Genomic DNA, 23,689 nt, shown 5'->3' with positions numbered 1-23,689 from the left:
CTCTCTAAAAAGAGTACTTCAAGTAGGTATTTTCCATTTAGAAAATGCCTGCTGCCATTCATGACAGCGCTGAGCTATATCTGCTACTGGTAGATCCATGATATCCCCGACTACTGCCACAAGCGCAATGGGCAAATCTACCAGCTCTGAGACATTTTCTGCGGTTAACCCCCCTATCACACATATTGGTATGCCTTGCTGACACCCTTCCACAAGCTGCTGACGCGAAATGATATTAGCATTTGGCTTAGTTGTAGAAGTAAATACAGCACCCATCGCAGCATAACTTGCGCCGTCGTTTTTTGCTTCTTTAATTAGATCTACATCACCATGGCAGGTACGACCAATGATTTGATGCGGTGAAAGGGACTGTAGAGCATCACCGATACTGCCGTCTGTTTGTCCAAGATGCACCCCTACGCCAAGCCTTTCGGCTAACTTCACGTCATCATTAATAACAACTGGCACGTTGTATGTTTTAGCTAACTCAACGATTTTTTGCGCCTCATCAAAAAGCTTTAAAGCCCCATCAGGTAGGCTTAGAACTTGTTTACGACGAACTTGTAATAACGCAATCAATCCTGTTGACAAGGCTGCCTCTAGCTTTTGATACAACAGCTCGAACTCATCGTCGTTGGTCAACAAATATAGCTTAGGCATAACTGAGGAGAATGGTGAATAACTCATAGCGTGTATCCTTAATTCTTAATTCAACACAATAAAAAAGCCGTTATATGATATAACAGCTTTTCTATACATTTAGAACAGATAGCTTATACTGTACGGCGTGTAGCCAAACTATTTAAGATATTTTTAGCATCGCCCCAACGTGTTGCTGAGCTGTTTGCCCCCAAGATAACAATAATCGCAGGACGATTATTGACACGAGTTTCCATTACAACACAACGTCCGGCTTCATTGATAAAGCCTGTTTTAGAGATACCGATTGGATAGCTGCCGTCACGAACCAATGTACTGGTATTACTGGCTTTATAGGTGCGGTTACCACTTGAGTAGTTTGAGACGAAAAAGTCATAGCTCTTAGTGGTAGAAAAACGACGAATCACATCATAGTTACCAGCAGCACGTACCATTTTGACCAAATCTTTTGAAGAAGCTACGTTTCGCTTATCAAGTCCAGTTGGATCACCAAAAAATGCCGTATTCATGCCCAAGTCTTGCGCTTTACGATTCATCGCACGCATGAAGGCATCATAGCCACCTGGGTAATTACGCGCTAAACTCTTCGCTGCTGGATTTTCAGACTTCATCAACGCCATTAATAGCATCTCAGCGCGGTTTAAACGATCACCTGATTTCAAACGTGAGCTTGCACGCTTTGGACCAACAAAATCTTCTGGATCAAGTGTGATTTCTTCACGCATATCAAGGCCTGCATCCAATACGACCATAGCCGTCATAACCTTGGTGATACTAGCCATAGGACGCGCGATATCAGCATCTTTTTCGTAGATAGATTCGCCAGTCTCAGCGTCGATCACCGCAACACTACGTGAATCCGTGCTAATCGGAATCATATCGCTGCTACCGAAAGCCCCACGGTAGGTTGTGTTATAGCGGGCACTATTGGTGTTATTACTACTAGCAAAACTATTAGTATTTGTAATATTGGTAGTGCCGTAGCCATTATCGACTTTCTTAATAGCAGAGCCATTAGACTTGTACATAATGTTGCGAGCTTCAGACAAGCTATCAGCGCCGCCCCAACTTAGGCGTGCACTAGAAGTAGTATCAGTGCTACCATTAATTGTAAGTGCGGCTTGTGCAACACTGCCCAAACTCAATGAAATCATAGCAGCGATCAATTGCTGTTTGGTTAATGGTAGTTGCTTCATTATGCCTCCTGCTGTCGCTATTACGCCAGTTACATATTGTCTGACGCCAAAAACGTACGTAGCGTTTATAGATGTGTTTGTAAGTACTCACATAGAGCTTTTGTATTTTTAGTGTATCATGGTTTACATTTAAGTTTAATCTATCAAACTGATTTAGTAGTTTTTTTTGGCTTCGTTCAAACTTTACTACAACCAATTTATATTCTAGAAACATCAATTCACACTGCAGCAATATAATTTAACTTCGAATGTTATGATTACTCGTATTTTGTTATATTAATCAGCAGTATTTTGAATATACGAAGATAATAATAATGGTTGAAATATATTCATTTTTTATACTATTTGAACCTAATAAAGCGTTCATTCTGACAATTAATAAAGAGTATGGTTATGATTAAAGTATTAGTGGTAGATGATCATGATTTGGTACGGATGGGTATTAGCCGTATGTTGTCAGACAGCCCCGATATTGAAGTAGTAGGTGAAGCAGACAGCGGTGACATGGCTATCAAACAAGCCAAACAACTACATCCCGATGTGATTTTGCTAGACGTCAATATGCCGAATATTGGCGGGCTCGAAGCAACCAAACGTCTGATACAACTCGACATGGGTATCAAGATTTTGGCGGTCAGTAGTATGTCTGCACAGCCCTATCCCTCAATGCTGATCAAAGCAGGTGTGAATGGTTACATTACCAAAGGCACGCCGCTTGATGAAATGATACGTGCGGTCAAAAAGATTTATCAGGGAGGTCGTTACTTCAGCCAAGATGTTGCTGAACAGTTAGCAGATGTTTTATTGTCTGATAATGCAAACTCACCTTTTGACTTATTAAGTGACAGAGAAAAACAAGTGGCCATGATGGTTGTTAATTGTCAGAGCCCTCAGCAAATAGCCGATCAATTGTTTGTTAGTGTCAAAACCATTAATACGTATCGCTACCGTATTTATGAAAAAGTTGGGGTTGATAGTGATGTTAAATTAACTCATTTGGCCATTCGTCATGGTCTGATTCAACCATAAACCATTTAGCGTTTATTTTAATTACGGCCAGTTTATGAACCCTGCTACCAATCTTAGCTCTGCCATTACTCGTTATGTACATCATGACGATACGCTTCCTCTGCCGCAGTTGCGTAAGTTGGGGCTGATCTATAGCAGCTATCGCTTCGTCGTTAGCCTGTTCTCTATGCTCATGCTATACATCTCTGCTCGTACTGGTAATAGCGCTTCTTTACCGAGTTTTTTACAACAAACGACTCTAAGCTTTTATGTACTGTTAAGCTTGATATTGCTTGGGCTATTTTATGTTGTTAGAAAACATATGCGCCGCCAGCTGGCATTCGGACTGGCCTTAGACGTTATTATATTAAGTCTACTGCTCTACACGACAGGCAACCCTGATTTGCAGCTAACCATGCTATACATGGTGGTCGTCGCAGCTAGCTTTATGCTACTACATGGTTCACAAGCGCTGGTTATTACTTTACTTGCCATCATTCTGGTTATTTATCAGCAGTTTTTTTACGCTATTGCTAATAGCATGAGTCTAGCCAACCTAGGTGATGCGCTACTAATGTCAGCGAGCTTTTTAGCAGTGGGCGGTTTGAGCTGGTCTATCTCTCAGCGATTGGTACAGCTTGAAAAGGTCGCGGCAAACCATGCTAAGGAAGTCGAGCGACTCAACGTGATTAATCAAGAGGTTATCACGCAGATGGTGAATGGTGTTATCGTTATCGATAAGCAACATATTGTCTTAGCAAATCTTGCCGCACATCAGTTGCTGAGCCTTTCATTTGTCACGCCTGCCACGCCTGTCACAGTACAGAATACCCTTGACGATACAAAAGAGACTCAGAACCAAGCACTTCTCTCTAATTTTGAGCAGCAACTCAATGAGCAGCATTCACAGTTGTTTAATGCCTGCTTGTCGGTAGCATCTGGGCAGTCACGCGCTTTTACCTACGACGTGCCAGCTGTCGCAAATGCCTCAATATTTGGCAAATTACGTGTACAAATTATTCCACTAAAAGACGATAGCAAGCTTGTCATATTAGAAGATTTACGCCGTGAGCAAGCCAGTGCTCAACAACTGAAACTGGCTTCTTTAGGGCAATTAACTGCCAGTATTGCCCATGAAATCAGAAACCCATTAGCAGCGATATCACAAGCCAGCCAGCTATTAATGGAAGATGTTGCAGAACAAATGGAAGATGACAGTGCATTAACAAGTGAATCGAATGCTGCCATGACTGGAAACCATGAGCTTTATGAAATGATATTTTCACAGACAAAGCGTGTAAACCGTATCATTGAGGATATTTTAAAGCTGTCTCGTCAGCAGACGGCTACCCAGCAGGTGCTCGAATTAGCTGAATGGATGCCATCGTTTTTGGAAAATTACTTTCAAGGACACGACATTTTTCTACGAATAAAAACCAAACCCATCATATCATTTGATACTCATCAGTTAGAGCAGATATTGATCAACCTAATCAACAATGGCTTGCGTTATAGCAGCTATGCTCATCCCCACGCTTATGTGGAAATCGACATTTACTGCGCAGACAACGATGTTATAATCGATATATTAGATAATGGTAATGGTGTTAGTGCTGGAAACTTACAACTTTTGTTCGATCCGTTTTTTACAACAGATAAAGCTGGTACAGGACTGGGGCTCTATTTATCACAAGCATTTTGTGAAGCCAATCAAGCACGTTTACTCTATATTCCTGAACATGAGAAAACATGCTTTCGATTGATTGTACCTTCTATTAAATCTGATAATAAATTTCAAACTATCGAAGAAAACCTTTCCTAAATTTACCCTTTGAAAGCTATTACGCCCATTTAGACCCAGCTATTGATTTTATAGCCATAAAATACGATGAGATGATGTATGACAACAACCGCGCTAGTCGTCGATGATGAAGTAGATTTATGTCGATTGATGCAAATTACCCTGACTAAAATGGGTATCAAAAGTGATGTGGCTTATACATTGTCGCAAGCAAGAACGTTTTGGCAAGACAATGACTACGATTTTTGTCTGACAGATTTAAAATTGCCAGATGGCTCTGGACTGGAGCTGGTAAAAGAAATTAGCAATAGCTCTAATATTCCAATAGCGGTGATTACGGCTCATGGCAGCATGGATTTAGCTATTGAGGCATTAAAGCTTGGTGCCTTCGATTTTGTCAATAAACCGCTAGAACTACCACGTTTACGTCAACTGGTAGAGAATGCCATAAAAGTTATTCATCAAGATAATGAAGTACATGCCGCACCGGAATGCTCTCCTGAACAAAAAATGCTAGATAGTAGATTAATTGGTAATTCTGCTGTCATGCATCCCCTCAAAAACACTATTCTAAAGCTAGCACGCTCACAGGCACCTGTGTTTTTATCGGGCGCTTCTGGCACAGGTAAAGAAGTGGTCGCCAGATTGATCCATGATCTAAGTCCACGGCGTGATGGCAGCTTTGTACCAGTGAACTGCGGTGCAATACCATCAGAGCTAATGGAATCGGAGTTTTTTGGTCATAAAAAAGGTAGCTTTACAGGGGCTGTCGCTGATAAACAGGGATTATTCCAGCAAGCCAATGGCGGCACGTTATTTTTAGATGAAGTGGCAGACTTACCTTTAGCCATGCAGGTTAAATTGTTACGTGCCATTCAAGAAAAAACAGTAAGGGCAATTGGTGATACAAAAGAAGTGCCCGTGGACATCCGCATTTTGTCTGCCACTCACAAGGACCTGAGCCAACTGGTACAAGATGGTGCATTTCGACAAGATTTGTATTATCGCATCAATGTCATTGAACTAAAGCTTCCAACGCTTAACACACGCCGTGATGATATTCCTGTGTTAGCAGACCACTTTTTGGCGATGATCGCCGATGATTGGCAATTAGAGTCGCCGCCGTCATTGACGATAGAAGCCTGCGAACGCTTACAACGCCACAATTTTGCGGGTAATGTCCGTGAACTACGCAACTTATTGGAGCGTGCAGTTACGTTAGCTGAAACCTCATACATTGACGTTAGTCATTTAGGTCTTCCTGACATTGAACCTGAGCTTGTAAATACACAAGAGCAAAATCATAGCTCAGCTATCGATAGCTCTGAGCTACTTGCTCGTAGCGTAGAAAATCAAATAGACGTTCAATCTAAGAAGAACAGTGAGCAAACTATTCAATCTGGCAATAATACAACGGCACAGGTTAAGCAAAGACCGACCAATTTACATCCCTATCGTACTAACACCAATCACTACCCCTCAATGGTACAGCATTCGTCAGCTAGTAATAACAGTTCGTCAACCAACGTAGCAAATACTTATGACGAAGAATCGCTCCTTGCTTCCACCGCCCAACAAGAAACTTCTAAAGACATATCAGGTTTACAAGAATTGTTTGACGGTCAATTACCGTCTCAAGGGTTAGAACATTATTTGCAGGAACAGGAAAAGCAGCTGATTATCACAGCACTCAAACAAACTGGCTGGAACAAAACCCAAGCAGCTGAATTATTAGGAACCACCTTTCGCTCTTTACGCTACCGTATGAAAAAGCTCGAAATTTCTGAAGATGCGTTCGACTAGTTTCTTTTGAACGTCATCATCAAATATTTTTAAGCGTTGAATGGTATGTGCGGTTAATTGACTGCTACGAAAATCTATTCTTTCGTAGCATTTTTTCTAATAAAGCGAATGCCAGAATCAAGTGCGCGCGCCTTTACTAATTCTAAAGCTTTCTGCTCCCACGTGTTCTCGCTGCCAGATAAGGTCACATCAGGTTCTACACCGATCTCATCTATTTGTTTGCCTGCTGCCGTCATATAATTGGCCACAGTCAATTTAACGGCTTGTTCATCGTTTAACGGTATGACCGATTGTACTGAGCCCTTACCATAGCTAACTTCACCGATAATAGTAGCGCGTTTTTGTGCTTGTAAACTACTGGCAAGCACCTCTGCTGCTGATGCTGAATAGCGGTTTTGTAATACCACTAATGGTAAAGGCTTAAGTATCGCATCACCTTGAGTCGATAGTACCCGTGATTTATTCTGACGTGCTTGCACCCGCACCACATCGGTATCATCCATAAATAAACTGGCCACGCTCACTGCCGATGTCAGTACGCCACCTGGATTATCACGCATATCTAGTAAAATGCCTGATATTGGAGCGTTTAGGTTAATTAAACCTTCTAGTAATTTTTCACGGCTGTTATTTTGAAACGCTGGTAATTTGACAATGGCAATACCATCAACCAGTTTGGTCTCGATAATCTGCGGATGACTATTATTACGCTGCAACGTCGTTGTATGCTTACGGCGACCAGCTCTGGAAGTAATAATATCTACCTGCGTACCAGCGATACCTGTTAAGAGCTGCTCAACATCATTGACCTGTCGCCCTTCGTCTAGCTTAAACTCATCAACCTGATGCAAGTAATCACCAACTGCGATGCCTTTTTTGTCTGCAGGTGAGTCATCGATAACCTCTGTGACGACCCAATAACCTGCTTCTGGCTGGTAATTAACCTTAATACCAATATCACCAACGTCGCCCTCAGTGAAAGCACGTAGATTCTCATAAGCTTCTGCATCTAAAAACTCAGCATGGCTATCAAGCTTGGTCAGCATACCGCTCATCGCATTGCTAAATAACTCTTCGTCATTGACCGCATCGACGTATTGACGACGTACTAAATCCACCACAGCCACAAATGTCTTTAGCGTCTCAGGAGAGATAGCATTTAACGATACTTGTGCAACTTCTGCGGGAATCTCCGTATCAATATCATCAGCATCATCCGTTAGCGCGCTTTCATCTGGCACACTATCTATCGAGTCATCTGGCTCATCGGCGACATCTAACATATCAGCAATGTTAGATAAATTATCAGCGTCGTTTTCATCAGCTATTTCATCTGCATTTAAACTGATGAGCTGTAGACCATTCGTAGGATTATCATTATTTGTAGAAGCTCCCACTGCTGCTTGTGCATTTATGCTAATCGCACAACCAAGTACACCTATTAAAATTGTGGGCTGCAAAACCTTGGACGCGACTGATGCCTTCCCTACTGATTTACTTAACCCTTTGGATAAAAAAGAACGTGCAAAAGAAATAGGCTGCATAAAAGAACTCATTTGAATAATAGAGAATACGAATTTATCGTTATATAGCGACTTATAAGATAGCACCAAACGCATATTTCGAACTAGCATAGTATTGCAAGTAAATTAAGTAAAATGTATCACAAAAAAAGGAAAGGATAATAGGTTATCCTTTCCTTTTCGATATCTTCTGGTACAGCTGTCAAGTCAGTATAAACCACAGTCATTTAAGTACTGTGTTTTAATTCGACTGGCCTAGACTGCTGGAGTCAATAAGCTCTCACCTGTCATTTCGGTAGGGGCATCAACATTCATCAATGATAAAATAGTCGGTGCCACATCACTAAGTTTGCCGCCACGGCGTACTTGTAGCTTTTGCTCGCCCACATAAATCAATGGCACATGCTCTGTCGTATGCTGTGTATGTACTTGTCCGCTTTCATAGTCTTGCATCTGCTCGCAGTTACCATGATCAGCTGTGATAAGCATATCACCACCAGCAGCACGCACCGCTGACTCGATACGGCCAACACATACATCCAAAGCCTCTACCGCTTTTACCGCTGCATCAAAGATACCTGTATGCCCAACCATATCACCATTGGCATAATTGACCACCAATACATCGTACTTACCAGACTCAATTGCTTCTACTAATTTATCAGTGACTTCAGGCGCGCTCATCTCAGGCTGTAGATCATAAGTCGCAACGTCTGGAGATGGCACTAAAATACGAGTTTCACCCTGGTACTCTTCTTCGCGGCCGCCACTAAAGAAAAACGTCACATGCGCATATTTTTCAGTTTCAGCGATACGTAGTTGAGTTTTTTCTTGATCCTGCAAGTACTCTCCCAATGTATTGGCTAAAGATGTTGGGTAGTAAGCAATGCTGGTTTTTGAATTGTCAGCTAGGACATCTGAATACTTAGTTAGCATCACAAACGCCGCCAATTTTGGCTGTTTTTGACGCGCAAATCCAGAAAACTCATGATCTGGCAAGACAAACGCTTGGGCAAGCTCACGAGCACGGTCAGCACGGAAATTCATAAAAATAAGTGCGTCGTTATCATTGACAGTATATGGCACTTCATCACGTCCAATCACGGTCGTTGGACTGACAAACTCATCGGTCTCACGCGCTTTATAAGCAGCTTGAACAGCGCCATCTGCCCGTGTCGATAGACGATCAGCTTTGCCTTCAGTAATCAGCTCATAGGCTTTTTGCACTCTATCCCAACGATTGTCGCGATCCATTGCATAGTAGCGACCTATAATACTTGCAATCTGTACGCGGCCACCTTCGTAATGAGCATTCAACTTATCAATATAGTCACGCAGACGATTGATGTACTTATCAGCAGATTTAGGCGGGGTATCACGGCCATCTAAAAAGCAATGAATAAAGACATTCTTGGCACCATGGACCAATGCTGAGTGACACATACCTTCGATATGGTCTTGATGTGAATGGACGCCGCCATCAGAGAGCAAACCCATAATATGGACGTTACCGCCACGTTCATTGGCCGCTTTTACGGCATTGACCAATGCTTCGTTTTTATAAAACTCACGATTGGCAAGTTCACTTGAGATACGGGTTGAGTCCTGATACAGAACACGCCCCGCCCCTAAATTCATGTGACCGACTTCTGAATTACCAAACTGACCATCTGGCAAACCAACATCTTCCCCTGAAGCTGAAATCAGCCCATGAGGATATTGCTGATAAATCTTGTCTAAATTTGGCATATTGGCGGCAGCGATGGCGTTATCTTTATCTTCTTCACGATGACCAAAGCCGTCCAATATCATCAAGACATGCGGTATTTTTTTATTCTGTGCACCGTCTTGGTCATTGCTAAGCTGTGTTTTATTATTATCAATAGAGTCTGATGCTTGTTGGGTACTGGTCATATATTACCGCTCCTCGAGTGAATGAACGCCTATAATGCTGTGTAAAGGAATATAAAGCCCTCTATATTAACACACATCTTGAAATAGCTGAAAAACTGAGCATTTTTCGTGAGTTTATGAATAATTTTATAGGGTTATCTTGCGATGACTTTTCTATACAAGACAATATGGATGCGGCCAATTAACCAAGCTACGTATCAATCTGTAATTCAGACTTGCAATCACTCTTTTCATTGGTTAAGATAAAACTATTCTGAAGTGTTGGCTAGTAGATGTTTATTCCCTGAGCCGATAATGCTTTACCAGGATGTGGTACCTATTGTCTCATTGTGTATGCCTGCACCGCTTGCGGTGTATCAGGAAACCTGCAGAGGTGATGACGCATCCGCCCTGAACTTCACGGTTCATGGGTCACCATCTTACAGCGGCACTTCGGTTGTTTCATTCGGTTAGTAAATATATTTCTTATAAGTCATTTATTTACTACCACCAAAAAGCCCCTTTCGTCATCGACGAGAGGGGCTTTTTTTATGCTTATGATTTAACTAAATAGTTATTCGTCATTAGCAGATTTAGTAATCTTTTTTACATCTTTAGGGATGTTTTTGGCAGTACCATCAACCGTAGTATGCTGTTTAAACACATCACCAAATGGGTTTTGCTGCTGTTGACCAAATGGATTTTGACCATTCATGCCACCTGCGCCACCGAACGGGTTTTGACCACCCATGCCACCAGCACCGCCAAATGGATTTTGACCACCACCCATCTGCTTGGCCATCATTTCCATCATTTTCTGCTGATTATTCATGACGTAATTATTGGCCAAGTCTTTTAGCTTTTTCTGCACAGGTGGCAATACGACCAACAGCGCCATCAAATCACTAAGCACCCCAGGAATAAGCAGTAAAATACCAGCAGCTGCCATCGCGATACTCTTAATCATCGTGGTCTCTGGCGGACGCATCGCAGGGTTCATCATGCCACCAGCTTTCATTTGCTGTGCCATTGGATTAAGAGCAGCCATACCTTTGCGCATCAAAGAGATACCGATAACCGCAGCGATAATAAACCACATAAACACCCACCAGCCGCTCATAAACTGAGCAAGCAAATACCACAGTAGCATCTCGATAATAAACCAAACGATGGCTATACCAACTATCTGACCCATAAAGTGTCGTCCTATAAAATAAAAACCAATAAATTGAGCGCCATGAAAATTAAAATGGCTAACATATGATGTATATGGGGATTGGTTGCTATACTATCAAACTTAAGGCTAATTTTTAAGCTATATAGTCGGTACAATATAATTTGGCTACAAGAAAGGCAAACGTCAGTGCTACGAATAGTAGGCTAAGCGAGTCCGTATCCAATCTATATTGTATTGAATATAAAATGACAGGTAAGCAAGACGGAATATTATGGCAATTATTATAGGCATTGACCCAGGGTCACGCATGACCGGTTATGGGATAGTACAGCAGACAGGTGACAAGCTGACCTATATCGATGCAGGGACGATTCGTACAGATACCAAAGAGATGCCTGAACGCCTCAAGCGTATCTTTAATGGACTAACCCGTATCACACAGCATCATTTAAAATACGCAGACGAGCCTATCTATACGGCGATTGAGCAAGTATTTATGGCGGAAAACCCTGATTCTGCACTTAAGCTTGGGCAAGCACGAGGTGCAGCGATTGCAGCGATGGTTGCACTAGATTTAGAAGTATCAGAATATACGGCTCGGCAGATCAAACAAGCCGTCTGTGGCTATGGAGCGGCGGCCAAAGAGCAAGTACAGGAGATGGTGTGCCGGATATTAGCGTTAGAAGTCGTACCGCAACAAGATGCTGCAGATGGTCTTGCCTGCGCCATCTGTCATGCTCACTCAAGCCATTCAATGAACAAACTGATATTGAATAGCGCCATGCGTGGTCGCGGTGCTTCTAAAAAGAAAGGCCGTTGGCGTTTGACTGAAGAAGACTTGGGTAACTTGCGTTAAAGATCAGCGTCAAAATAGCTAGGTGTTAGAGCAAACAATCGTCAAAATAGATAAACAGCAAATTAGAGACCCCATAAAAAACACGCGCTACTAGACGCGTGTTTTTTATGACTATGAGCATTTCAAAGCTCAAACTATAATAGGCTACTCTACAACTGCACTTTCAATGACAGCATCCAATATATAGGCATACTTTTCATCAGCAGTATCATCTTTAGTTGGCTTACTGGTCTCTGATAATTCATCGATGTTTAGCGGGTAGCGTTGTAAGCGTAATACTTCTTCGTGTTTGCTGTCATGCTGATAGCCATCGATTTCACCAACGAATACTCGCCACTGTCCTTCGTGAGTTTTGATGCCTTGATCATTATAAGTAATAGGCTTGACTTGTAGACACTGCTCAGAGTTACCTGCTTCGCAAGGTACTGTTTCGGAGTTTACTGCCCAAAACACTGTTTCACCCTTACTGTTATATTTCGCTTGTGCAGTAAGCCTACCATTCCATACTAAAGTCACATCGTCGTCAGTAAACTGCGTTAATACTGGATTATCGCCTTGATCAATTTTGAACTCATTATTGCCCTGCATCAACGTATTCAAGGTGTTTTCAGCCACGTCTAAATCGCCACAAGACATCTTCGTACTCATGCCCTCTTCAGTAGTTAAGGTATGCCCTTTTAACTGATAGCCAGCACTAATCGTATTGCAGCCTACGCTATAGCTTAGCGTGTCTTGCCCCTGATATTGGTTAAACGCAAGCGTTACCTGACTGTTGATATTCGCAAATTCAGCCATAGGTTGTTCATTGGCGTCGACTGCATTTACTAACGTCCAACGATGATGAGATAAGGTGGTCGTCAGCTTTTCTTGAGCAGTTAATTCAACAGGTTCAGATTCGTCTGATGTAGGGCTCATACTAGATACCAGACCTTCACTTACGGCTGAGTCTGTCATCTCACCAGCTTCAGCACCCTGCGATGTATCATTTTCGCTAGGCGCTGCTTCTTTTTGACACGCACTTAGCATCAGACTAACTGCCATCATACTGGGTAATAGCAGTACTTTTAACGTTGGCTTATTTCGGCTACCTACCATATTACATACCTCTTAGTAAGCTTGTACAACTTATCTCGCGTACCATCTATGTTTTAAAAACCTATTCAAAAGAAGTCATAATTTAAAAGTATTCTTCTTAAATAAACGTTTTAAAAACATAATTGATATAACTAAGCTAGATTAACTACTATAACCTTGGCACTACTAACCTATGTAACGAAATGTTGATTTTTATTATATTTCATAAAAAAACAGCTAACCATTGAGGTTAGCTGTTTTGCTTTATAGCGATCAATTTATCGGATAGGTTAATAGATAAATTTTATGATTTAAACTATTTTTCTAGAACCTTTTAGTCATTCACACTGGCAGGTTTGGCTTTAGCCATATTTTTAATACTGAAGCGTTCATTCATCTTTTGATAAAAACGAGCTAGGTTTTCGCCTTGCTCATTAGGATTAATTTTCAATACTTTACCAAAATCCAAGCTTAGATATAGCACGATATCCGCAAAACTTAATTGTTCACCTACTAGGTATTCACGACCTTCTAATATCGTCTCAAAATACGCCATGGCTTTAACCGCACGAGCAATTGATGGTGCGACGAACTCTGGCACTTGCTCAACACGTTGTGCTTTAGATGGATGACTGTGCTGAAACGCGAGCATCAAGTTATACATCACCTCAAACTCTGCAACACGGCGCATAGAGCAAACTTGCGCACGCTGTACCACATCATTACCCATGACTGAACGCTCACCGTAAACGCGATCCAGATACTCACAAACTGCCTGAGAATCATTTAATACGGTACCATCATCTAAGGTTAAAACAGGTACGGTCTGCATCGGATTCATTTGCGTAAAGGCTTCTGACATTTGCTCATTTGCCGCAAAATCAATGTCTATCACATCGACATCATCCATATCATCGACATCGATACCTTTTGAAGCCAATAAGATAAGCGCTTTACGTGGATTGGGCGCTGTACGGGTAATATATAGTTTTTTCATAGCAAACTCCTTGTAAGAATGATTGGACAGCGATTTGACGCTGATACGCTTTATTATGGTTGTTGTACTGATAAGCACAAATATTAATACGCTATACCACAGTTATAGCCTAATCTGGCCATCATGGCAAAGTGTTATTAATCATAAAGTAGAAATAATAAAAGCCCCATAACCTTGAGTCATGGGGCTTTATTTAATTACATTTACACATCAGTCTAGTTATTTGTTTGGTGCAGGTGTGGTACGTAGATACGGCTTAATCTCTTTGTGTCCTTTTGGATATTTTGCAGCAATATCTTCGTTTTTCACACTTGGTGGAATGATCACATCGTCGCCATCTTTCCAGTCTACAGGTGTTGCAATGTTATACTCATCCGACAACTGTAGTGCGTCAATTACGCGGATAATTTCATCAAAGTTACGGCCACAGCTGGCAGGATATGTCAGCGTTAGACGGATTTTTTTGCTTGGATCAATGATAAAGACGCTACGTACTGTATGAGTGCTATCGGCATTAGGATGCATCATGTCATATAGTTCAGCGACTTCTTTATTAGGATCAGCGATGATTGGGAAGTTCATATCTGTGCCTTGAGTCTCACCAATATCGCTCGCCCACGCTTTGTGATCTTCTAGGCTATCAACAGAAATACAAATCGGCTTTACATTGCGCTTTTGGAACTCGCCATTTAATGCAGCGGCGCGACCAAGCTCAGTGGTACATACTGGCGTAAAATCTGCTGGATGCGAGAAGAAAACAACCCAATGATCACCTGCCCACTCGTGAAAATTGATGTCACCTTCTGTGGTTGTAGCGTCAAAATTTGGTGCGGTATCACCTAAACGTAAATGTGCCATGCTTGATTCCTTAGCTATGTGAATGAACGCTTATATCGACACGTCGGCCTCGCGTTCTATTATTATCATCGACGTGCTCAGCTATCAAATATAACATAAAGCACATCCGTAAAAACTGACTTTATCTTAACAAACTGGTTATGAATGTCTTGTGATGGATTGTAATGCGGTTATTCCGTTTAACTCTAAGCTGATGGACAAATCTTTTAATGAATTTTATGGACAAGCATCTTTGATAAATAATCAAACCACCATACCTGCATCCCATAAGCAAAACTCGCCAAACTTACCCTTTTTACTGGTACCACCAGCTGCACGTCCAGCATCAGTCAATACTAGCTCACCATCTTGCGATTGTAGATAACCCGCTGCAAGCAGCTTGTCATTCAACTCTTGCGTTTTAAAGCCCAACTCTTTAGCAAGCTTGGCGGTGGTCAGTTTAGAGTAATTAGGTGTGGTTTCTGTCGTAGAGTTACCGGTTACGTTGGTAGTAGAGTTTGTTGTTTTGGTACTAGGCTCAGACTTACTTTCAGTTTCGGTCACTTTTTCAAGGGACATTCTCACTTCATCACTGATACGAATGATGCGCTGCGCTTCCTCATAGGTGTCGACATAAAGTTTGGCATCATCATTACGATAAATCAGTACGCCCATCTCATTGTTATTAACTTGGCTAAACTCATAAAGATTTAAACTGGTAATAATGCATTCATTTTCATTCAGGTAGCATTTCGCATGTAAGTTTTTGCAAAAGCTAGTACGAATAAAGCTCAGGTTTTTGAGCCAGTTTATTTCTTCAGGGTGCAAATCATTCTTGCCATAAACGATGCGAATGTCGATCTTGAGACGGTTGCGGTCTTCCAATAACTCTTTGATACGTTCATTAAGCTTCAAATATGGGCTAATAATAATCAACCTGTCAGAAGCGTTTTCAATCAACTCTTCTAAATGATACGTTGTACCACTGCTGTTTAGAAACTTTGCCATTCTTATTTCCTCAAATCTTACTATGCTTAAATTTATAACTGCACATAAAAAAGCCCATTCCTAGCGTACTAGAAATGGGCTAACTTGCAAACTACTATTGTTCAGTATTATTTCAAAATATCTATTTGGATAAGGATACTTTTAAATACTAAGCCAACATAAATTAAGCTGGCTTATAGCTATCACGCAAGCTAACGATTTGGTTAAATACTGGCTTATCCGTGCTGTGATCTTCGCTGTCGGAGATGAAGTAACCTTCACGCTCAAACTGGAAGCGTGTACCAGCATCTGCATTGACCAAAGATGGCTCAACCACTGCATTTAGCTCGGTGAGCGAGTTCGGGTTTAGCGCTTGATGAACATCAGCGGCACCACTTGGGTCCTCAGCACTGAATAACTGCTCGTACATACGCACAGTCGCTGGCACACCTTGACTGGCTGATACCCAATGAATCACGCCTTTGACCTTACGCCCTTCAGGGTTATTGCCCAAAGTAGCAGGGTCAATCGTCGCTTTTAGCTCAACGACATTACCATTTTCATCAGTGATATGTTCAGTGACGGCTAGTACGTAGGTGTTACGCAGACGAATCTCTGGCTTTTCTGGAGAGAGACGCTTATAGCCTGCTGGCGGTTCAATCTCGTAATCACCTTGATCGATGTATAGCGTCTCGGTAAACGGAATCTCACGCTCACCCATATCGACGTTAGGATGGTTCGGCTGAGTCAACCAAAGCGTCTGAGTCGCATTGTCAAAACGTGCATTAACGCTATCGGCTTTTTGCGACTCCCAACTGCTGACCGCTTCGCTAAAGTTAGTGATAGTCACTTTTAACGGCTTTAGCACCGCCATACCGCGACCAGTTGTCGTCTCCAACGACTGACGAACGCTAAACTCTAGCAAACGGAAATCAACCACACTATCCGCTTTGGTCACGCCCACACGCTCACAAAAATCACGCAAGCCTTCTGGCGTATAACCACGGCGACGCATACCAGCGACGGTAGGCATACGTGGGTCATTCCAACCACTGACGATACCTTCATCTACCAGTTGCTTTAGCTTACGCTTACTGGTCAATGTATGGTCAACGTTTAAGCGGCTAAACTCGTACTGACGTGGTGGTACGTCAAAGCCGATTTTTTCGATGACCCAATCATAGAATGGACGATGATCTTCAAACTCAAGCGTACATAATGAATGGGTAATCCCTTCTAACGCATCCGAGAGTGGATGAGCAAAGTCATACATTGGATAAATGCACCATTTATCACCAGTCTGATGATGCGCTTGATGCATCACGCGATAGATGACAGGATCACGCAGGTTCATATTTGGGCTAGCCATATCAATCTTGGCGCGCAAAATAGCCTTTCCTTCAGCGTATTTACCGTCTTTCATCTCGTTGAACAGCGCTAGATTTTCTTCAACACTGGCATCACGATATGGTGAAGGCGTTCCCGCTTCATTGAATGAACCACGGTTTTCTTTGATTTGCTCAGGGGTTTGCAAATCAACATAAGCGTCGCCTTGCTCAATCAACTGGATTGCCCAGGCATGTAACTGATCGAAATAACCTGAGGCATGATGCGCCTCGCCTGCCCACTCAAAACCTAACCACTGCACATCGTTCTTAATATTGTCGATGTAATCTTGCTTTTCAGCGGTTGGGTTGGTGTCATCAAAGCGCAGGTTGCACACACCGCCGAACTCTTTGGCCACACCAAAGTTTAAGCAGATAGATTTTACGTGACCTAAATGCAGGTAGCCATTTGGCTCAGGCGGAAAGCGCGTTACAATTTGCTGGTATTTTTGCGCATTGACATCGTCACGAATGATATTACGAATAAAATCGTTTTTTGCTTCGTCTTTTTGTGCATTGTTGCTTGAGTGATCACTCATCGGGCATTGCTCCTAACGCAAATTGTCAGTTCATGGTGCGTGCCATCACGCATCACGAAACGTTTAAACTAAAGTGTTAAAATAAAACGAGAATATTAAAACTTAGATAGTGCGACCGCATTATCAAAATTTGTCAAAAATGGGTAAAGTTGCGTTATTCTATCAGGTTTCGCAAACGCATTAACAGCCTGATACATGACACAGGATAAAAAAGCCGTTAGACTACCCGTAACTTTTTAACCACCACTCACAATAGTGCTATTTAAGGCGCTGCAATCAAAAAGGAATATCCCATGGTAGACATGCCACCAGTAGTAGAACTTGAAACTAATATGGGTGCGATCGTTATCGAACTCAACGAAGAAAAAGCACCAAAAACCGTAGAGAACTTTTTAAACTACGTAAAATCTGGTCAGTATGACGGTACAATTTTCCATCGCATCATTGATGGTTTCATGATTCAAGGTGGCGGAATGGACGCTGAGATGAATGAAAAACCAACCAACGCGCCTATCGAAAACGAAGCGGACAACGGTCTGAAAAATGACAAAGGTACTATCGCAATGGCGCGTACCCAAGATCCGCATTCAGCGACTAGCCAGTTCTTCATCAACGTAAAAGACAACGACTTCCTAAACCACTCTGGCAAAAACATGCAAGGTTGGGGTTACACCGTATTTGGTAAAGTAACAAGCGGTATGGACGTTATCGAAAAAATGCGCAGCGTACCAACTGGTCGTTTCGGCATGCATGCTGATGTGCCAAAAGAGCCAGTTGTTATCAACTCAGCAACCATCATTACTCAGTAATAGTCATTCAATAGCAGCTAGTCAGTAATAGTTACTTAGCGATAGCTGTGAATGAGCGAGCATGATTTAATAGAGTTTATTAAATCATGCTCGCTATACGATAAGTCACGAGGACCAAGATAAATGCAAAGTTTTAATCACTTAATCACGACCCGCCCTCATCAAGTGCGGCAAGTATTGATTAGCGATTTGCATTTATCGCCTCAGGAGCCTGCCTTAGTGCAGGCTTTTTTGGCGCTATTAGATGACTGTCTCGCCCTGCCTGCGCTCAAACGCCTCTTTATATTGGGTGATTGGTTTGAGGTATGGCTAGGTGATGATACGTATTTATCGTTGTCAGAAGACGAGAAGATAGCGCACTGGTTGACTCCACTTATCACCAAACTCAAGCAGCTACGTATCAATGGCTGTGAAATATTGGTCATGCACGGTAACCGTGACTTTCTGTTGGGTCAGCCGTTTTGTAATATGTTCGGTGGTGAGCTAATTTATGAGCCATACGCTTTAGCCGTTGGAGCACAAAATTACCGCTTAGAACACGGTGATGCACTCTGTACTGATGATAAAAAATATCAGTTCTTTCGCAAAATTATGCGCAATCGTCTAACTCAGTGGTATTTGCTTAATAAGTCATTAGAAAAACGCTTAGCCATAGCAGATAATATGCGCAAAAAAAGCCAACAGAACAATGCGAACAAAGCTGCGCATATCATGGATGTAAATGATAAAGCCGTACGTCAAGCTATTGCTACTAGCGATGCGTTGTTGCACGGACATACTCATCGTCCAGACATTCATCAGGCAACTAATGATAAAAAGCGCTACGTGCTTGGCGACTGGCGATTGTTAGATCAAGACACCCGCCAGCCTAAAGTCAGTGCTGTGATTGGTGCAGTAACAGGCGACGAGCATTCAAATGACGGTTTGAATAGTAACGATTTAAGCAGTAATGATGCTAAGTTTGAATTGTTTGAGTTTACAATGCTTGTTTGATTTTATCGTTGAATCTAGCTTAAAAATAAAAAGGGTCTGTTGAAATATCAACAGACCCTTTTTATTTTTTACTATAATTCTTTGCCTACACTTTTAATTTACTACACTTTTAAATAGCTTATCGCTTGCTTGCTATTTACTTAAGGTATTAGCTTAAAGAAATGCTGACGGTAATGCTTTAGCTCACGAATAGAGTCACGAATATCGTCTAGGGCTAAATGACTGCCACCTTTCTCAAAATTCTTTAAGATATCAGGACGCCAGCGGAAACAAAGCTCTTTAATTGATGACACGTCAAGATTGCGATAATGGAAGAATCGCTCAAGCTCTGGCATTTGGCGCGCCATAAATCGACGATCTTGGCAGATAGAGTTACCGCACATTGGTGACTTACCACTATCAACCCATTTATTCAGGAACTTGATGGTCTCCGCTTCGGCTTCTGCCAATGTCACCGTACTACGACGTACACGATCGACCAATCCTGATTGACCATGCTGCTTGGTATTCCAGTCATCCATCTTATTTAAGACTTGATCCGATACTTTGATAGCAAACACAGGCCCTTCAGCAAGTACATTCAAATCTTCGTCAGTAACGACAGTAGCAATCTCGATAATCTCATCGTTTAAGGTATCAAGTCCGGTCATTTCTAAATCAATCCACACCAGCCCTTTTTTGCCTTGATTTTTGATTTTAATCTTATTGGGATGGTCACCGGTAGTCATACAATATCCTATGGTCATTAAATTTTGGGACAGTTTTAAACATAATTTAAAAAACGTATTACGGTTGAATACTCATATTCAGACAGCATTGCAATGCACTGATTGATTCAAAAAATTTAGCAAGCAGCCAAAATATTACAAAACCACTGTCTGCCGCAGACGCTTTAGGCTGTATGTTAGCAAATTTTCACGCTACACTTAGCAATATTTTTATAATAGGTCAAAAACCCATGGCATTAATCCGGCAACGCAAACTGACTAAACAACAGATTCGTCGCATCGACAAGCAGCAACTGTCCAATCAAGATAGTATTGATGACAGTTTGATGGATGGCGTGGTCATGGCGCATTATGGTAAGCAACTAGAAGTACAAGTCACTAGCCTGCCAGCTGTCATACCTGAGCAGCCAGAGATTGCACCTGATGATCCTGAGCCGTTTTGGCAAACGCTTGAATTGAATGATATTTGGCGCTGTCATGTGCGTACCAATCTACCGATGCTAGCTGCTGGCGATCAAGTACGCTGGAATGCCGACTCTAATACTGGCTTTGGACGTATCGAAGCGGTCAAACCGCGTACATCGCTGGTTTCTCGTCCTGACCGCTACCATAAGCTCAAACCTGTTGCCGCGAATGTCGATATTTTGGCGATTGTTTTTGCACCACTGCCTGCCGCCGCGCCAACGTTGATCGATCGCTATCTCGTGGTATGCCATCATGCAGGTGTCAAACCACTATTGGTACTCAACAAAGCCGATCTGTTGGCAGCAGAAAATGGCGTGGACACCAATGAATTATTGGCACAATATGCCGCGCTTGGCTATGAAAGTGTTCTAACTTCGGTCGACTGCCCTGAAAATATCGCTGAGAGCGATGAGCAAGAAGGCCTTGATGAACTAAAACGCTATATAGATAAAAAGCTGGTGATCTTCGCGGGTCAATCTGGTGTCGGCAAAAGCAGTCTAATTAACGCCCTTCTGCCTGACTCTGGACAGAGCGTCAATATCATCTCACAAAACTCTAAGCTCGGTCAGCACACCACGACGACCAGTAGACTGCTGCCATTTAACCCCGAAGACCTCACCCAAGGCGGTATCGTCGATACACCAGGGATTCGTGAGTATGGCATTTGGCACCTCACCCCTGATGATATTATTTCAGGCTTCGTTGAGTTAGCACCATTGGCCGGCGGTTGCCAATTCCGTGACTGTCGCCATACTCACAACAGCAAAGGCTGCGCGCTATGGCAAGCAGTAGCTGATGGTGAAGTATTGCAGCGCCGCGTTGAAAACCTCGTCACGCTACGAGAAGAGGCAGATACGAAGCCTTATTAATATTTGGCTTGTTACTGTTCGCTTTAATTAAACACGGTCTTGTGAGTAGATATTTTTATTAGGCTGAGAAGATCCATAGATAAGTACAATAACCGCCCAATTATTGCCCATGTCATCGCCCGTTTACTATAGATGGCCTTATCGGTATAATAGCGCCTTGTTCATTATCATTGGGCTGTCTTCTCAGCTTAATAGAACACTTATTTTTTTGGAGGTATGGTTTGGATCGTGCGCTGGAATTTGTGGGCAACCACCCGTTTTTATTTGGTATATTAGCCGTACTTGCTATACTGTTTTTTACGATTGAAAACAAACGTAGCGGTAGAAAAATATCGCCTAACACGCTTGGCATGATGGTCAACTCTCAAAACGCGCAGCTTATCGATATTCGCGCTAAGAAGAAGTTTGAATCAGGCTATATTCAAGGCAGCCGTAACATACCATTCACTGACCTCAAAGACCGCTTAGAAGAGATTCGCGCGATTGAGCAGCCAGTGATTATCATCTGCGACATGGGCGTCCAAGCAGGCGCTGCGATTCAGATGATTGGTAAAGATAGTGTCTATCGCTTAGAGGGCGGTATTGGCGGCTGGCAAGGCGCTGGCATGCCATTGGTTGGTGTAAAAGACGCCAAAGCAAAGGCTAAAGGTAAAACAAAACCAAGTCTAAGCAAGTAATAGACCTGTATAGGCGCTTAAGTGAAGCATTTATACACATCGCTTAGCTGATGTTTGTGTGACCTGACTGACGTTATCAGTGCTACTAATGCTATCAAGAAGACACCTTTTTATCAGGTGTCTTTTTTTGTGGTTTATTTTTTATGTTCTATTTATCAGGTTTTACAACACTAAAATACGTTTTGCGCCAAAACGGCTTGAATTTGTTATGCCCATCCCCACTTTAGTAATGAGCATTATCGAATGCATTTTTACTTTACTCGTTGATAACAGACTATACCAACGCTTAGACTATGATAATTTATCATGCTCTTTATAATACGTTTGTTATCCCATAAATTTATAAATAAGGATTTACCATGACTGTATCTGTAAAAGTTTACACTACCCCTATCTGCCCATACTGCTCAAACGCCAAACAACTACTAAAGACTAAAGGCGTTGATTATGAAGAAATCGGCATGCACGATATGAGCAGCGAAGAGCGCCAAGCACTGATGAAAAAAACCAATAACTACCGCACTGTGCCGCAAATCTTCGTTGGTGAAACCTTTGTTGGTGGTTTTGATGAACTTAACCAAATGAACCAGCAAGGCAAACTTGACGAGCTATTGGCAGGTTAATCTGCTACCTTTCTTTACTGTCTGTCTTTACTTATGTAAAGATAGACAGTGGCAGGTTTTAATAGAGCAGTAAGAAGTAATGATAAAAAATATCGAGACAATACCAAAAAATAGTCTCGATTTGTATTACAATGAACTTTTATTAAAATGACGATTTGCCCAATCATTTGATTTAATTTTAGAGGATTTACCATGGCTGAAGAACAAGCACAACCACAATTGGCACTAGAACGCATCTACGTAAAAGACATGTCACTTGAAGTCCCAGGCGCTAGCGTATTCACCAAAGAGTGGAACCCAGAGCTTGATATCAATTTGTCTAGCAACGCTGAAAAACTAGATGACGATCATTATCAAATCATCCTAACTGTGAGCGTTACTGCCAAAAATGCGGAAGAAGCAGCATTTATCGCTGAAGTGCATCAAGCAGGTATCTTCTTACTAAAAGACATTCCAGAAGATCAAATCGGTCAAATCCTAGGCGCATACTGCCCTAACGTGTTGTTCCCATATGCTCGTGAAGTCATCAGTGACATCGTGACGCGTGGTAGCTTCCCACAATTGCTACTAGCACCTGTGAACTTTGATCAAGCGTATGCACAGAGCCAGCAGCAAGCACAAGTTGATGCTCAAGGTAATGCGTAAGCATTAATTAAAATATATGAGCTTTATCAGTCGTATATTTGATAAAAGGCCGTTTACTTATAATGAGTAAGCGGTTTTTTTGTGGGTGTGTTTTATGAGGCATAAAATCATCAGCCATAAAAAAACCCTGTTATCAAACAGGGT

Annotated in this window: 21 protein-coding genes and 1 other RNA gene; 11 read left to right on the top strand and 11 right to left on the bottom strand. The window is 42.1% G+C overall.

The genetic code is table 11. The features are described 5' to 3' along the window. Positions 1-18: 18 nt before the first annotated feature. Both ABFV72_RS09470 and ABFV72_RS09465 read right to left on the bottom strand, forming a co-directional pair. Positions 19-687 carry a thiamine phosphate synthase gene (locus tag ABFV72_RS09470; protein WP_347163380.1) on the bottom strand — a complete coding sequence of 223 codons (669 nt, stop codon included), beginning with the start codon at positions 685-687 and terminating at the stop codon, positions 19-21. A gap of 86 nt (positions 688-773) precedes the next feature. Further along, positions 774-1,856, bottom strand: coding sequence for a serine hydrolase (locus ABFV72_RS09465; protein ID WP_347163379.1), 1,083 nt, complete (start codon positions 1,854-1,856; stop codon positions 774-776). A 393-nt stretch (positions 1,857-2,249) separates the two neighbouring features. Here ABFV72_RS09465 and ABFV72_RS09460 point away from each other — a divergent pair, with 393 nt between their 5' ends. The 3 genes from ABFV72_RS09460 to ABFV72_RS09450 all read left to right on the top strand — a co-directional run bounded on the left by ABFV72_RS09460 (position 2,250) and on the right by ABFV72_RS09450 (position 6,468). After that, complete coding sequence (locus tag ABFV72_RS09460; protein ID WP_101206382.1) at positions 2,250-2,885, top strand: response regulator; 636 nt, start codon at positions 2,250-2,252, stop codon at positions 2,883-2,885. Positions 2,886-2,919: 34 nt separating this feature from the next. Continuing rightward, a complete protein-coding gene (locus ABFV72_RS09455) occupies positions 2,920-4,686 on the top strand; it encodes a sensor histidine kinase (RefSeq protein ID WP_347163377.1) in 1,767 nt (588 codons plus the stop codon). 78 nt (positions 4,687-4,764) lie between these two features. After that, positions 4,765-6,468: a sigma-54-dependent transcriptional regulator gene (locus tag ABFV72_RS09450; protein ID WP_347163375.1), complete on the top strand. Its 1,704-nt coding sequence runs from the start codon at positions 4,765-4,767 to the stop codon at positions 6,466-6,468. A gap of 74 nt (positions 6,469-6,542) precedes the next feature. On the opposite strand, the gene ABFV72_RS09445 is transcribed toward ABFV72_RS09450, so the two are convergent. After that, on the bottom strand, positions 6,543-8,012 hold the full coding sequence (locus ABFV72_RS09445; protein WP_347163374.1) for a S41 family peptidase: 1,470 nt from the start codon (positions 8,010-8,012) through the stop codon (positions 6,543-6,545). 234 nt (positions 8,013-8,246) lie between these two features. Then, positions 8,247-9,905 carry a 2,3-bisphosphoglycerate-independent phosphoglycerate mutase gene (gene gpmI, locus ABFV72_RS09440; RefSeq protein WP_347163373.1) on the bottom strand — a complete coding sequence of 553 codons (1,659 nt, stop codon included), beginning with the start codon at positions 9,903-9,905 and terminating at the stop codon, positions 8,247-8,249. A 247-nt stretch (positions 9,906-10,152) separates the two neighbouring features. On the opposite strand from gpmI, the gene ssrS reads away from it, so the two are divergent. After that, positions 10,153-10,348: non-coding RNA, 6S RNA (ssrS, locus tag ABFV72_RS09435), on the top strand. A 110-nt stretch (positions 10,349-10,458) separates the two neighbouring features. Here ssrS and ABFV72_RS09430 read toward each other — a convergent pair. Further along, a complete protein-coding gene (locus tag ABFV72_RS09430) occupies positions 10,459-11,079 on the bottom strand; it encodes an FxsA family protein (protein ID WP_347163371.1) in 621 nt (206 codons plus the stop codon). Between the two features lie 253 nt (positions 11,080-11,332). On the opposite strand from ABFV72_RS09430, the gene ruvC reads away from it, so the two are divergent. After that, on the top strand, positions 11,333-11,917 hold the full coding sequence (ruvC, locus tag ABFV72_RS09425; RefSeq protein ID WP_057760973.1) for a crossover junction endodeoxyribonuclease RuvC: 585 nt from the start codon (positions 11,333-11,335) through the stop codon (positions 11,915-11,917). 144 nt (positions 11,918-12,061) lie between these two features. Here the strand turns inward: ruvC and ABFV72_RS09420 are convergent, their stop codons facing one another. The 5 genes from ABFV72_RS09420 to ABFV72_RS09400 form a co-directional block, all read right to left on the bottom strand. Then, positions 12,062-13,012, bottom strand: a complete 951-nt coding sequence (locus ABFV72_RS09420) for an META domain-containing protein (protein WP_347163369.1) — start codon at positions 13,010-13,012, stop codon at positions 12,062-12,064. A 313-nt stretch (positions 13,013-13,325) separates the two neighbouring features. After that, complete coding sequence (locus tag ABFV72_RS09415) at positions 13,326-13,988, bottom strand: glutathione S-transferase family protein (RefSeq protein WP_101206376.1); 663 nt, start codon at positions 13,986-13,988, stop codon at positions 13,326-13,328. Between the two features lie 219 nt (positions 13,989-14,207). Beyond that, positions 14,208-14,846: a peroxiredoxin gene (locus tag ABFV72_RS09410; protein ID WP_114700376.1), complete on the bottom strand. Its 639-nt coding sequence runs from the start codon at positions 14,844-14,846 to the stop codon at positions 14,208-14,210. Positions 14,847-15,089: 243 nt separating this feature from the next. Then, positions 15,090-15,833, bottom strand: a complete 744-nt coding sequence (locus ABFV72_RS09405; protein WP_347163368.1) for a phospholipase D family protein — start codon at positions 15,831-15,833, stop codon at positions 15,090-15,092. Positions 15,834-15,996: 163 nt separating this feature from the next. Next, positions 15,997-17,736, bottom strand: a complete 1,740-nt coding sequence (locus ABFV72_RS09400; protein WP_347163366.1) for a glutamine--tRNA ligase/YqeY domain fusion protein — start codon at positions 17,734-17,736, stop codon at positions 15,997-15,999. A 293-nt stretch (positions 17,737-18,029) separates the two neighbouring features. On the opposite strand from ABFV72_RS09400, the gene ABFV72_RS09395 reads away from it, so the two are divergent. Beyond that, positions 18,030-18,545 carry a peptidylprolyl isomerase gene (locus tag ABFV72_RS09395; protein ID WP_057760980.1) on the top strand — a complete coding sequence of 172 codons (516 nt, stop codon included), beginning with the start codon at positions 18,030-18,032 and terminating at the stop codon, positions 18,543-18,545. Positions 18,546-18,668: 123 nt separating this feature from the next. Then, a complete protein-coding gene (locus ABFV72_RS09390) occupies positions 18,669-19,538 on the top strand; it encodes a UDP-2,3-diacylglucosamine diphosphatase (RefSeq protein ID WP_347163364.1) in 870 nt (289 codons plus the stop codon). A 140-nt stretch (positions 19,539-19,678) separates the two neighbouring features. Here ABFV72_RS09390 and orn read toward each other — a convergent pair whose 3' ends face one another. Then, positions 19,679-20,266, bottom strand: coding sequence for an oligoribonuclease (gene orn, locus ABFV72_RS09385; protein WP_057760984.1), 588 nt, complete (start codon positions 20,264-20,266; stop codon positions 19,679-19,681). 230 nt (positions 20,267-20,496) lie between these two features. Between orn and rsgA the strand changes: the two genes are divergently transcribed. From rsgA to secB, 4 genes are all read left to right on the top strand, one after another. Continuing rightward, entirely contained in the window at positions 20,497-21,600 is a 1,104-nt protein-coding gene (rsgA, locus tag ABFV72_RS09380; protein ID WP_102093737.1) for a ribosome small subunit-dependent GTPase A, read from the top strand. Between the two features lie 221 nt (positions 21,601-21,821). Further along, complete coding sequence (locus ABFV72_RS09375) at positions 21,822-22,277, top strand: rhodanese-like domain-containing protein (protein ID WP_057760987.1); 456 nt, start codon at positions 21,822-21,824, stop codon at positions 22,275-22,277. A 359-nt stretch (positions 22,278-22,636) separates the two neighbouring features. After that, positions 22,637-22,900 (top strand): glutaredoxin 3, encoded by a 264-nt coding sequence (grxC, locus tag ABFV72_RS09370; protein ID WP_021813631.1) that lies wholly within the window; start codon positions 22,637-22,639, stop codon positions 22,898-22,900. 192 nt (positions 22,901-23,092) lie between these two features. After that, entirely contained in the window at positions 23,093-23,545 is a 453-nt protein-coding gene (secB, locus tag ABFV72_RS09365) for a protein-export chaperone SecB (protein ID WP_057760989.1), read from the top strand. Positions 23,546-23,689 lie beyond the last annotated feature (144 nt).

It is taken from the genome of Psychrobacter proteolyticus (genome assembly GCF_039762275.1).
Taxonomy (GTDB): Bacteria; Pseudomonadota; Gammaproteobacteria; order Pseudomonadales; family Moraxellaceae; genus Psychrobacter; species Psychrobacter proteolyticus_C.
This window is presented reverse-complemented; position numbering and strand designations above follow the sequence as displayed.